Genomic DNA, 11,963 nt, shown 5'->3' on the forward strand with positions numbered 1-11,963 from the left:
AAGAGCAGTTTTCGACCCGCTCACGTCAGAGCGGTGGCAGCTGTTTGAGTTGTCGGCGCGAAGTTATGCCGAGTTTGCGGAAGATGTTTCGTAGGTGGGTCTCGATCGTGCGCGGGCTCAGGAAGAGTTGCGCGCCGACCTCACGGGAGGTCGCTCCGGTCGCGACGAGTCGCGCGATGGTCAGTTCTTGGGCGGTGAGCGCGCCGTTGGGTTGGGCGTTCCGTTTGCGTGGATGCTCGCCGGTGGCACGTAGCTCGCGGGCGGCGCGTGCGGCGAAGGGCTCTGCACCCATATCGGACAGGAGCGCGTGCGCGGTGCGCAGTTGTTCGCGTGCGTCGCTGCGGCGACCTTCGCGTCGTAGCCACTCGCCGAAGACGAGGTGGGTACGGGCGAGGAAGGCACCCATTCGGCAATTCTGCAGTCGCTCTATCGCTTCGCGGTAGCGCTCTTCTGCTTCAGATCCGGTGCAGGTCAACGCTTGGGAGCGTGCAGCAACACCAAGCGCCCATTCGGTGCCACAGGCGCGGGCTCTGGTGCTGAGCTCTTCCATTGCGAGAGAGGCGGATTCAGGATCGCCGGCGCGGACGGCCGCCTCGACGAGCTCGTGCAGCGCCTGCCACCTCACCGCCAGTTCGTACGAATCACTGGCGTAGGCAGCGGCCTTCTGCGCTCCCGGGTAGTCACCGCGGCCATTGTGGAGCACCGCCCTCGCCAGCATTGCTATCGTGGCGTCGGCACCCCCCGAGCGTTGCGTCGCGTCGGCGACACTGGTGGCGCATGCCTCGGTGGTCTCCGAATCAGTGCCACGCCAGGCATCCAGCAAGGTGTTCGCGTAGCTCAGCGGCATCGCGCCGGACACGGACGCTATCGCGGCAGCCTCGTCCGCAAACTCGGCGGCGCGGGACAGCTCTCCAGCGTAGATCCGTGTACACGTCGCAGTGACCAGCGCCCCGGGCAGTGTGGCGAGGGCACCGGCTTCGCGTGCGAGTTGCACGTAGCGGTCGGCCAATACGATGAGCAGCTCGTCCTCGAACAGTGCTGATGCGGTTCGCGTAGCGAGCCACAGCCAGTTGCCGGCATCGCCGGCCCGGACGGTCGCGACCGGGAACATATGTTCGCGGAACGCCTCCACCGCCTGCCTGAGGATGGGCGCACCGGATTCGAATCCACTGGTGTGTACGGCCACCAGCCCGCTGAGCAGCAGATCCGCCGGTCCTGGCGCCCCAGGCGGCGCCAACGCGGCCCTGGCGGCTTCGGCAACCTCACGTAGGCCGGGTTCGACACCCGGGCTCCCGGTGATGGTCGCCGCGTCGAAGGCCTGCAGGTAGGTCTCCCGAGCGAGCGAGGGATCCAGGGGGGCCAACATCCGTGCGGCGCTCAGCAGCATCCCCGGCACCTCGCTGCCTTGGGTGAGGTGAAATGTGATTTGGGCGCGAAGCAGTTCCAGACGGGCGCGTTGCAGCGCGTCCAGGTGCCCGGCGTCCACACTCTCGAGCAATTTCAAGGCGGATTCGGGCGCACCGGCACAGTGTTTGGCGTTGGCAGCATCCAGTGCGCGTCTCGCCCGGTGAGCAGGATCCGGCGTCAAATCGGTCGCCCGCTGAAGAAAGGCAGCCGCGGCGCAGAACCCACCCCGGGCCAGCGCGCGGTCGGCCGAGCGCTCCAGGTCCGCGGCGGCTCTTTCGTCGGTGCCCAGCACCGACTGCGCGAGGTGCCACGCGCGGCGGTCCGGGTCGGCCTGCGGGTCGGTGGCGGCTGCCAGTGCGGAGTGGGCCCGACGGTGCTCCGGTGCCGTGGCAGCTCGGTAAACCGCGGAGCGCACCAGCGGATGACGAAACCGGACTCGGGTGTCGATCTCCAGTAGCCCTGCGGTTTCCGCAGGCGCGGCTGCCTCGCGGTCGATCCCCAGGTGATCAGCCGCGCGCCACAACAGCGCCGCGTTGCCGGTGGGCTCGGAAGCAGCCACCAACAACAGCTGCTGCGTCTGCGCCGGGAGGCTGTTCGAGCGCCGCTGGAAGTTGGCCTCGATTCGGCGCGGGACGCTCATGGCGTCGGGGAGTCCGAAGCCACCAGCCAACTGCAGGCTGCTGGGCAGCTCCAGCAGCGCCAATGGGTTACCGCGCGCCTCGGCGACGATGCGGTCGCGGACCCTTCCATCGAGCGGTGCGCAAACCGCCGTGGTCAGCAACGCCCGAGCATCGGGCTCCCCCAGCCCGTCCAGGCGCAGTTCGGGCAACCCGGCCAACGGGTCTGCGTCGCTTTCGCAGGGGTCGCGCACCGCGAACACCAGCACCAGCCGTTCGGCCACCACCCGCCGCGCAACAAACGCAAGAACCTGGACTGACGCCAGGTCCAGCCACTGTGCATCGTCGAACAGGCACAGCATCGGCCCCGCCTCTTCAAGGAGGTTGAGAACGGCGAGCCCAACCAGGAACCGGTCGGGCGCAGCGCCGGCCTGGCGGCCCAACGCGATGCCGAGGGCGGTCTGCTGCGGTTCCGGCAGTGTCGCTATGCGGTCGAATAGCGGCGCGCACAGCTGATGCAAGCCGGCAAACGCGAACTGCGTCTCTGACTCGACGCCGACCGACAGTGCCACCCGCATCCCCGAGGCGACCGCGGTGTCGCGGGCGTCCTGCAGCAGCGCAGATTTTCCGATGCCCGCTTCCCCGCGCACCACGAGGACCCCGCTGCGACCCGCCGGCGCCGCGGCCAGGAGCTGGCCGATCGCGTCACGTTCTGCGCGTCGACCCAGCAGGCCTCCGCCTCTCCGCTCGGTCCGGGCTCGGCCCAGTCGGTCCTCCCCGCGCACCGGCGGTTGCTCCACCATCGTCACCGCAGTGCACTCTGTGTAGAGGGGCGAATCTCGAGGAGCGTCCGGGTCAGGCCCGGCGACGCGCCGAGCCCGATGAAGATCTGCCGCTCGGGCGGTGTCTCTGCGCGTGAATCGATCAGTTCGACGGACACGGCTGGCTTCCTTCTTGCAGTGGCGCCTATCCGTGCTGATCAGTGGGATTTAGGCCTTTGGCCGGCAGCGCCGCGCCGGTTACCGAAACGATACGAGACGGTCTGCTTGCCGTCAATACGGACCGAACCGTATCGCATCAAAAGTCGCCTCCTTTCGCTTACGGTTTGCGGTATGCCTGCGAACCGCAACGAGCAATCTCGTCGTGCCATCCTCGACGCGACCATCTCGATGATCGGCGAGCTCGGCTACGACAACATCTCGATCGAAGCCATCGCCAGGCAGGCAGGCGTGAGCAAGCAGACGATCTACCGTTGGTGGCCATCCAAAGGTGCGGTGATACTCGAGGCTGCAACCGAGAGCCTGAGCACGGTTGTTGCGCTCAACGACACCGGCGACGTCGTCGCCGACATCCGGAGCCAACTGACCGCAATCCTGGAGTTGATCACGACGACCGGCTTCGGACCCGCATATCGGTGTCTGATCGCCGCCGGCCAATCCGACCCCAACCTCCTGCGCGCCCTCTTCGACCAGATCATCGCACCCAACATCGAGGACTTCCGCGCCCGCGCCACCCTGGCACAGCAGCGCGGCGAGATACGCGCCGATGCCGACTGGCAGACCCTGCGCGACCTGCTGTACGGGGTCGTCGAGTACCGGCTGATTCATGCGATGCCACTCGAACCCGCATATATCGACGGCGTTCTGGAGATCGTGTTCGCGGGAATGCGCTGACGGATAGTCCGCTCGGCGAGCGGACAACGTGATCCGTTCCGCCGACGCCGCTTCATGAGCACACCGATGGGACCTCCGCGACGGTCCGGCGACTATCTAAGGGATTGTCACCGACGCGAAGGGGGCGCCGGCGCTGCTTACCTGATGGCACGGAAAAGGTCGGCGCTGCCGACTCGATCCCCAGCACACATACATGCAGCGAGACGCTGGAGACAACGGAAGCCAATCACCATGGATGAGATTCCAGCAGGACTATCGGCATTCTTGGCGGCTCTGCAAACACGCGATGCCACAAGCGCAACGGCTCAACTCGCTGAGTACGTGATATTCGAGAACCCGTTCGACGTCGAGCCTTTCGTCGGTCGCGAACAGGTCGCGAAGGTGGTGTCTCAGATCCTCGATGCCATCGATGAGTTCACTGTCACCGAGATCATCTCGGGTGACGGATATTTCGCGGTCGTGACCAATATCAAGACCGGCACCACGGAGATCGACGGTGTCGATCTGATCGGCATCAACGCCGAGGGCAGGGTCGCCTCGCTGTCAATCCACCTACGACCGTTGCGAGCCATTGTCGCACTTCAGAATCGCCTCGCACCTGCCATCGGAATGCCGATGCTCACACTGACCGAAGAGCAGTAGGAGATCGTCATGACCGACTTCGAACCGGCCGTACCTCCGGACATCGAAGGCCACCTTGCCCCCGCCCCGGACGAGACCGACGCCCAACTGGCGGCGCGGTTCGCGCGTGACGTGATCCCGCTCTTGGGCACGCTCTTTGGTGGGGCCATGCGAATGACCCTGCAGCGCGCTGACGCCGAAGACCTGGTGCAGGAGACCCTGGTGCTGGCGTTCGCGGGTTTCAGGACCTTTCAGCAAGGAACGAATCTCAAGGGGTGGCTCCTTCGCATCCAAGCCAACGCCCACATCAGTGGTCACCGCAAGCGGATGCGCCGGCCCACCGAGCTGCCCGTCGACACGATCTACGACTGGCAGCTGGTGGCCGGCGCCGAGCGTTCGCCGAAAGCACTTCGCTCCACGGAGGTGGAGGTATTGGAGTTGTTGCCCGACGACGACGTCAGGAATGCACTGGATGCCTTGCCCGTCGAGTTTCGGCTGGCGGTGTACTACGCCGACGTCGAGGGCCTTGCTTACAGGGAGATCAGCGCGATCATGTGCACGCCGCTGGGAACCGTCATGTCACGAATCCACCGCGGCCGATCCCAGCTGCGCGTCCTGCTGGCTGCCCTGGCCGCCGACCGCGGATACGCCCGAGTTCACCAGCAATCGGGGACACAGTCAGCATGAAGAGAAGGACACCGTCGAAATCGCCTGCAGTGCAATTGAATAATCGCCTGACGCGTCTACCGCTCTACGCGATGGCCATCGGCGCGGTGGTAGCCGCACTGTTCATGGGCACCGCCCCGGGACAGGCCAACGGGGAGCAGACGGCTTTCTCGATCGCCGGCTGTGCCGATGTCGAGGTCGTGTTTGCTCGCGGTACTTTCGAGGGCCCGGGCGTGGGCGAGGTCGGTGAGCCTTTCATCGAAGCACTGCGCCAACGGCTACTCGACCGCACCGTCGGCGTCCATGCCGTGAACTATCCGGCATCCTTACAGTTCAATCGCGCCGTCGAAGGCATCCTGGATGCCGGCAACCGCCTGAGCGATGTCACGGCCAACTGCCCCTCCACCGAGATCATCGTCGGCGGCTACTCTCAGGGCGCGGCTGTCAGCGGTTACGTCATCAGCGAGTCCGTTCCCGCCGGATACGCCCTGACCCCTCTACCTCTGAACGTCGCCGAGAACATCACGGCGGTTGTCCTTTTCGGTAAACCCGCACCGGAAATCCTGAGACTGCTGCAGCATGACGCGCCCCCCATCGAGATCGGCCCCTCCTTCAAGGACAGGACCATCGACCTCTGCGCCCCAGGGGATCCGGTCTGCGATTCGGGCGGCCTTGACCGCGGCGCCCACAGCGCGTATGCCGTCAACGGCATGGCCGCCCAGGCCGCCGAATTCGTCGTCGACCGCCTGCGAGGCCCCTGACGGAAACCCACCACGCCCGCCGCCTGCGTTTTCGATTCCCACGCCTTTCGCACACCGATAGGAGAACAAGCTATGCCAGCCATCACTGCGGACACGCTCACCTTGCCCCGCGTCCCCGTCCCTGGTCCCGCCACCGGCACGCTGCGGCCGGTGCGATCGGTCACCACCGCACCGGTCGGATTCGAGGGAGACGGGTTCCCCGTGCGACGCGCATTCGCCGGGGTGTCGCACACCGACCTGGACCCATTCATCCACATGGACCAGATAGGCGAGATCGATTGGGCACCAGGCGAACCCATGGGAACCCCATGGCATCCACACCGGGGCTTCGAGACCGTCACCTACATCATCGACGGCACGTTCGAGCACACTGACTCCCACGGCGGCGGCGGAACGATCACCAATGGCGACACCCAGTGGATGACCGCCGGCAGCGGAATCCTGCACATCGAGAAGCCGCCGGAGCACCTGGTCGTCTCCGGCGGGATGTTCCACGGTGTCCAGCTGTGGGTGAACCTGCCGCGCGCCAGCAAGTTCGTCACACCGCGTTACCAGGACATCCGCGCCAAGCAAGCCCGGCTGCTGTCCTCCGCAGATGGCGGCGCACTGTTGCGAGTCATCGCAGGCGACATCGCCGGTTACAACGGGCCGGGGTCGACCTACACGCCGATCACCGTCGTGCACGCGACCATAAGCGCCGGTGCGCGGTTGGAAATGCCGTGGCCGGCCGACTTCAACGCGCTGGCCTACGTGCTCGCCGGCATCGGAACCGTCGGTACTGCGGCACAACCCATCCACAAGGGCCAACTGACCGTGTTCGGCGCCGGCAACGCGCTGACCCTGGCCGCACAGCAGAGCCAACCCGCCGCCGAGCCGAACCTGGAGGTCCTGCTACTCGGTGGCCGGCCGATCCGAGAACCCGTGGTTCAGTCCGGGCCCTTCGTGATGAACACCCGCGAAGAGATCGTCCGAGCCTATGAGGACTACCAGGCCGGCCGATTCGGCGTCATCCCCACCGAACACGTACCCCACACCGGGTAATGGTCACAGCGGATGGGCACTCCGCGAACGCGGCACCACCACGACCTCGCGGAGCGCAAGCACGTCATGCACGAGACACCGATCGGCAACCAAACGTTCAGACCCGAAGCGAACCCCCGAGGGGTTTTCACCTAGAGAACAGAGGACCGCATATGGCATCAAATCGTTTGGGGCGTCGCATCTCCGTAGCGATTGGCGGTGGCGCCGTCATTGTGATGATCGGCTTCACCGCGTCGTGTAGCAGTGACAGTGACACCCCCCAAGAGTCGACCACTACTACTACCACCACTACGACGACGTCTCCGCCGCTTTCTCCCACCGAGAAGGCGCCCAACCCCAACGCGCCGGATGATCCTTTCACTCCTCCGGTCAAGGCGCCTCAGCCGACGGTGAAACACCCTGACGGTGACGGTCATTAGTCGTCATTGTCGATGAGACGAGGCGGGTTCGGCCGCTGTTCGGACTCGCACTGGGTTCGTACCGAAACCATGAAGGCGGCGCTCTTACAGAGCCACTATCGAACAGTGAGATGACACCCGTTCGGGCGCGGTCGCGCCGGACACTCCAGATGAGGAATCCCGCCATTACTGACACCATGAAGGCTGTCGTCCTTGCCCGTTTCGGCGGTGCCGACGCTTTTGAATTGCGCGCCGTCCCCGTCCCGAAGGTCCAACCCCGCCAGGTGCGGGTGCGCGTCCATGCGACCGCCGTCAACCCGCTCGACTTTCAGATCCGTCGCGGAGACTACGCAGACTACGTCCCTCTCCCTGCGATCATCGGACACGACATCTCCGGCGTGATCGAGGAAGTCGGATCCCACGTGACCGAGTTCCGCGCAGGTGACGAGGTCTACTACACACCCCGGATCTTCGGCGGCCCCGGCTCGTACGCCGAGCAGCACGTCGCTGACGTCGATCTCGTCGGCCGGAAGCCGCAGAATCTCAGCCACCTCGAGGCGGCGAGCCTGACCCTCGTCGGCGGAACGGTCTGGGAATCCCTGGTAACGCGAGCTCAGCTCACCGTGGGTGAGACGATCCTCATCCATGGCGGCGCGGGCGGTGTCGGCACGATCGCTATCCAGGTCGCGAAAGCGATGGGCGCACAGGCGATCACGACCGCGAAGGCAGGCGACCATGGGTTCGTGCGGTCTCTCGGAGCGGACGCGGTGGTCGATCACGCGTCGACGGACTACGTCGATGCCGTGGCCGAGCTGACGGGGGGCAAGGGAGTCGACGTCGTCTTCGACACCATCGGTGGCGACGCGCTCGCCCGCAGCCCGCTGACGCTCGCGGACTCCGGGCGCGTTGTCAGCATCGTCGACATCGCGCAGCCGCAGAACCTCATCGAGGCTTGGGGCAAGAACGCCGCCTATCACTTCGTCTTCACCCGGCAGAACCGAGGAAAGCTGGACGCGCTCACCAATCTGATCGAGCGCGGTCTGGTGAAACCGGTCATCGGCGCGACCCTGCCGCTCGCGCGAATGGGTGAGGCTCATGAGCTCTTGGAGAACAGACGGTCGTATGCACTTCACGGCAAGGTCGCGATCGACGTGGCCGGCGGCACAGTCGCCCTGCCCACTCCCGTCTAGCGGCCCTGCTGCAAGGGCAATCCCCAACCGCACACGCGTTGCCAGGTTGACCCACAGCCCCGCCGCGGCATTCGATCCTGCCAGTTCATATCTAGTGCTATTGTTTGACGCATCATGAATTTGCGCGCCAAAGATCCCGATGCGTCTTCGCCATCAGGCTCAAGAAACGCCCTGGGTGAGCAACTGTCGTTTGCGCTCTACGGTGCGGCGAACCGGATGGTTCGCCTGCACAAGCCGTTCCTGGAGCCGCTGGGGCTGACTTTCCCTCAGTACCTGGTCATCTTGGCCCTACTCGACGGCGCACCCCGAACTGTCGGCTCCCTCGGCGCTCGCTTGGACATGGACGCGGGCATGATCACGCCGCTGGTCAAGCGCCTGGAAGCCGCCGGGTTGGTGTCGCGTGAGCGCGATCGCACCGACGAGCGGCGGGTCCTGGTCGACTTGACCGCTGCGGGCCGTGAGCTCGAGTCAGCGGTACGCGGCGTCACCGACAAAATCAAGACAGCGTGCCAGCTCGACGACGCCGGCCTCCAGGACCTTCGCCGCACGCTCGAAGGCCTCGCACACCCGGCTGTCGACTGACAAACACCCAAGACAAAGGAGCAAGTATGAAAATCGGCATTGTTGGCGCCGGCAACATCGGCAGGACGTTGAGCCGCCAGCTGAGCGCGGCGGGTCATGAGGTCAAGATCGCCAACTCCCGCGGCCCGGAGACGATCGACCCCGAAGCGCTGTCCACCGGCGCCCGCGCGGTCGAAGCGGCCGACGCAGTGCGCGACGTCGAGGTCGTCATCTTGTCGATACCCCTGAATCGGATGTCGGCGTTCGCATCTACGCTGGCCGCGGCGCCGCCGGACGCCGTCGTCATCGACACCTCGAACTACTACCCCCTTCGCGACGGGCGGATCGAGGCCCTCGAGGACGGCCAGGTCGAGAGCGTGTGGTTGACCGAGCAGATCGGACGGCCAATCGTCAAAGCATGGAACGCCATTGGGTCAGCGTCACTGGCCGAGAAGGGCGCGCCCGCGGGAACCTCCGGCCGCATCGCCATTCCGGTCGCCGCCGACGACGCTGAGGCACGCAAGCTGGGAATGATGTTGGTCGATCAGACCGGGTTCGACGGCTTCGACGCCGGCACACTGTCGGAGTCGTGGCGCCAACAACCGGGCGCCCCGTGCTACTGCACAGACCTCACCAGCAGCGAAATGGGAGATGCGCTCGCCAGGGCCGAGAAGGATCGGCTGCCCAAGCGCCGCGACATCTCCATCGCGGCCATCGCCGAACGCGTTGGCGACGGCACGACCAATCCTGATTCGGAGTACGCCGTCCGACTGACGCGCGCGATCTTCCTGTGAGCGTGCACGTAAACCACGAACAGAGGTACCGACAATGACTGATAAGCCTGGCAACGTTGAATTTTCGTCCAAGGTCGGGGTGTTCTGGAACAGCGAGCCCTGGCCGATTCGCGATGCGCAGAACATGGTCCGCGAGATCGAGGCGCTCGGCTACGGGTCGGTGTTCATGCCCGAGGGCGGCGGCAAGGACGCCCTCGTGGAGTCCGCGGCCTTCCTGGGTGCCACCGAGCGCCTGGTGGTCGGTACCGGCATCGCCAACATCCACGTGCGGTTGCCCATGATGGCAGAAAGTGGCGCCCGGATGCTCACCGCTCTGTACCCGGGACGGTTCGTCCTCGGCCTGGGCGTCAGCCACGCCCCCTTCGTCGAAGGCTCCCTCGGCGGTGCTTACCGCAAGCCGCTGGCCATGATGCGCAACTACCTCGACGCCATGAACACGGTGCCGGCAGAGCTCGAGGCCGGCGCTCGGCCAACGCGTCTGCTGGCTGCGCTGGGACCCAAGATGATCGAACTCTCCGGCGAGCTCGCCGACGGCGCACATCCCTATCTGGTGCTGCCGGAACAGACGCGCACCACCCGCGCGATCCTCGGCGAAGCACCCTGGATCGTCACCGAGCAAGCGATCGCCATCGGCGGGAGCACCGACGACCAACTGCGGCGCGCCCACAAGCACTTGGAGCTCTACTCACAGCTGGACAATTACCGGAACTCTTGGCTGCGACAGGGATTCGACGAGACGGACCTGGTGATCGGTGGGTCGGAACGGCTGGCTCGCGCGCTGGTCGGTGTGGGATCCGCCGAGGAGGCTGCCGCGTCGGTCACCGCACATCTGGACGCGGGCGCCGACCACGTGGTTGTGCAGGTCGCCGTCGAGGCACCAACCGATGACCCGCTGCCCAATCTGCGGGCACTCGCCACAGCATTGAGTTTGTGATGCGCGTTGGAGTGACCTACCCACACACCGAACTGGGCGGAGACCCCGGGGCGGTACGCGCCTACGGACAGCGAGTCGAGGAACTCGGGTATAGCCACATCCTGGCCTACGACCACCGCTGATAGAGCCGGGACCCAAACTCGACGACGCGCGCGCCGTCGTCGCTCAGGCCGCCCTCGATGCCGGCCGCGACCCCGCGGCGATCAGAATGGAAGACCGCATCGTCGACACCGGCTACCTCGACACCACCCGTCTCATTGAGGTCCTTGCCGATCGGTCCCGCCAAATGGGCCGGTAGCGCTGCGCCGTCGACGAAGGCTCCAAGGCTTCCGAGTTGTGATGCGTCGCAGCGAACAGCCATCCACGTTGTGCGGGGCACATTCTCGGCAAGCAGCCGCATCCACACCAAGAAGTCCTCGACCCCTGTCTAGGACGGAGTTGTGAATTACGTTGACAGAGCCGGAATCCCGTTACCTGGAGTACTGGAATAGTGTCGACGCTGCCGCGCCACCACAACGAATTAGAGCCATCATCATCGCCACCTGGAATGTGGTGGAAACTATGACGAATCCTCAGCCGCAATATTCATTCATCGCAGCACGTTGCGCTACCGGTTGGCGTGCACAGCTGACTCACTGGCTACGACCTTCGCAATGTTGACACCCGGTTCAACCTCCACGCCGCGACTCGGGAGTGGCGATTCCTCAGTGAGGGTGACAGTCAGCCCGGCGTTCTGGTTGGGGCATCGCTCGACTCACTCACCGGGATCTTGCGTGTCTTGGAGCTTTCCGCTTTCGGCACGTAAACTCTGAGCACGCCGTACGCCAACGACGCCTCGACCTCGTCGTCCCGAAGGGGGCCTGGCAACGTGGCGCGGAACTCGAACTCACCGACCTTTCGTGTACGGCGGCGGAACAAACCCTCGCGTTTGCGCTCCTTCACCTCGCCGGTCACCACCAACTCATTGCCGTTCAGCGAGACATCGACGTCTTTGTGCCATACTCCCGGAAGCTCGACCTCGACGATGTAGGCGCTATCGGCCTCGATGATATCCGCCTCGGGTAACCAGGCGCCCTCACCCTTGACTCCGCCGAACACCGACTGTGCAAGCCGATCCATCTCCGCGTAGAGATTCTCGAATTCGCGCAACGGTCGCCATCTCTCCGCCTGGGCAGCGGAACGCTGCAGTGACTGAGTCATGTTGTTGTCCCTCTACGTTCGTCTGTGGTAGCCGAAGAATGCCCCAACGGTGCGGCCCGACGCTTCGCGCTGCCGGGACGATTTTGGGTGCGTCGTCTCA

14 protein-coding genes and 1 pseudogene are annotated in these 11,963 nt (G+C 65.3%); 11 read left to right on the forward strand and 4 right to left on the reverse strand.

Annotation, left to right across the window (positions count from 1 at the left end; translation table 11 throughout):
- Window positions 1–25: 25 nt before the first annotated feature.
- Window positions 26–2,827 carry an ATP-binding protein gene (locus NL241_RS33585; protein ID WP_494398441.1) on the reverse strand — a complete coding sequence of 934 codons (2,802 nt, stop codon included), beginning with the start codon at window positions 2,825–2,827 and terminating at the stop codon, window positions 26–28.
- Between the two features lie 2 nt (window positions 2,828–2,829).
- On the reverse strand, window positions 2,830–2,964 hold the full coding sequence (locus tag NL241_RS33590; protein WP_487689767.1) for a hypothetical protein: 135 nt from the start codon (window positions 2,962–2,964) through the stop codon (window positions 2,830–2,832).
- Window positions 2,965–3,136: 172 nt separating this feature from the next.
- Here NL241_RS33590 and NL241_RS33595 point away from each other — a divergent pair, with 172 nt between their 5' ends.
- The 10 genes and pseudogenes from NL241_RS33595 to NL241_RS33640 all read left to right on the forward strand — a co-directional run.
- Window positions 3,137–3,697, forward strand: coding sequence for a TetR/AcrR family transcriptional regulator (locus NL241_RS33595; protein ID WP_487689764.1), 561 nt, complete (start codon window positions 3,137–3,139; stop codon window positions 3,695–3,697).
- 231 nt (window positions 3,698–3,928) lie between these two features.
- Window positions 3,929–4,339, forward strand: a complete 411-nt coding sequence (locus NL241_RS33600) for a nuclear transport factor 2 family protein (RefSeq protein WP_494396287.1) — start codon at window positions 3,929–3,931, stop codon at window positions 4,337–4,339.
- Window positions 4,340–4,348: 9 nt separating this feature from the next.
- Complete coding sequence (locus NL241_RS33605) at window positions 4,349–5,005, forward strand: sigma-70 family RNA polymerase sigma factor (RefSeq protein WP_487689759.1); 657 nt, start codon at window positions 4,349–4,351, stop codon at window positions 5,003–5,005.
- The gene (locus tag NL241_RS33610; RefSeq protein WP_494396288.1) at window positions 5,002–5,745 is read left to right on the forward strand and encodes a cutinase family protein; all 744 of its coding nucleotides are present in this window, start codon (window positions 5,002–5,004) and stop codon (window positions 5,743–5,745) included. The genes NL241_RS33605 and NL241_RS33610 overlap by 4 nt, the downstream gene beginning before the upstream one ends.
- 72 nt (window positions 5,746–5,817) lie before the next feature.
- Window positions 5,818–6,786 carry a pirin family protein gene (locus NL241_RS33615; protein WP_494396289.1) on the forward strand — a complete coding sequence of 323 codons (969 nt, stop codon included), beginning with the start codon at window positions 5,818–5,820 and terminating at the stop codon, window positions 6,784–6,786.
- 595 nt (window positions 6,787–7,381) lie between these two features.
- Entirely contained in the window at window positions 7,382–8,374 is a 993-nt protein-coding gene (locus NL241_RS33620) for a zinc-dependent alcohol dehydrogenase family protein (protein ID WP_494396290.1), read from the forward strand.
- 216 nt (window positions 8,375–8,590) lie between these two features.
- Window positions 8,591–8,956 (forward strand): MarR family winged helix-turn-helix transcriptional regulator, encoded by a 366-nt coding sequence (locus NL241_RS33625; protein ID WP_494396291.1) that lies wholly within the window; start codon window positions 8,591–8,593, stop codon window positions 8,954–8,956.
- Window positions 8,881–9,729: an NADPH-dependent F420 reductase gene (locus tag NL241_RS33630; protein WP_494396292.1), complete on the forward strand. Its 849-nt coding sequence runs from the start codon at window positions 8,881–8,883 to the stop codon at window positions 9,727–9,729. Before NL241_RS33625 ends, NL241_RS33630 begins: the two co-directional genes overlap by 76 nt.
- Window positions 9,730–9,763: 34 nt before the next feature.
- Window positions 9,764–10,663, forward strand: coding sequence for a TIGR03620 family F420-dependent LLM class oxidoreductase (locus tag NL241_RS33635; protein WP_487689745.1), 900 nt, complete (start codon window positions 9,764–9,766; stop codon window positions 10,661–10,663).
- A pseudogene (locus tag NL241_RS33640) lies at window positions 10,663–10,779 on the forward strand (LLM class F420-dependent oxidoreductase); the annotation flags it as partial. The gene NL241_RS33635 and the pseudogene NL241_RS33640, both read left to right, overlap by 1 nt.
- Here NL241_RS33640 and NL241_RS33645 read toward each other — a convergent pair.
- Window positions 10,770–11,069, reverse strand: a complete 300-nt coding sequence (locus NL241_RS33645; RefSeq protein ID WP_494396293.1) for a hypothetical protein — start codon at window positions 11,067–11,069, stop codon at window positions 10,770–10,772. The pseudogene NL241_RS33640 and the gene NL241_RS33645 sit on opposite strands and share 10 nt — an antisense overlap.
- Before the next feature lie 136 nt (window positions 11,070–11,205).
- Here NL241_RS33645 and NL241_RS33650 point away from each other — a divergent pair, with 136 nt between their 5' ends.
- A complete protein-coding gene (locus NL241_RS33650) occupies window positions 11,206–11,475 on the forward strand; it encodes a helix-turn-helix domain-containing protein (RefSeq protein WP_494398442.1) in 270 nt (89 codons plus the stop codon).
- On the opposite strand, the gene NL241_RS33655 is transcribed toward NL241_RS33650, so the two are convergent.
- Window positions 11,384–11,863: an Hsp20/alpha crystallin family protein gene (locus NL241_RS33655; RefSeq protein ID WP_494396294.1), complete on the reverse strand. Its 480-nt coding sequence runs from the start codon at window positions 11,861–11,863 to the stop codon at window positions 11,384–11,386. The genes NL241_RS33650 and NL241_RS33655 overlap by 92 nt on opposite strands.
- Window positions 11,864–11,963: the final 100 nt, after the last annotated feature.

It is taken from the genome of Mycolicibacterium sp. SMGY-1XX, from assembly GCF_059132455.1.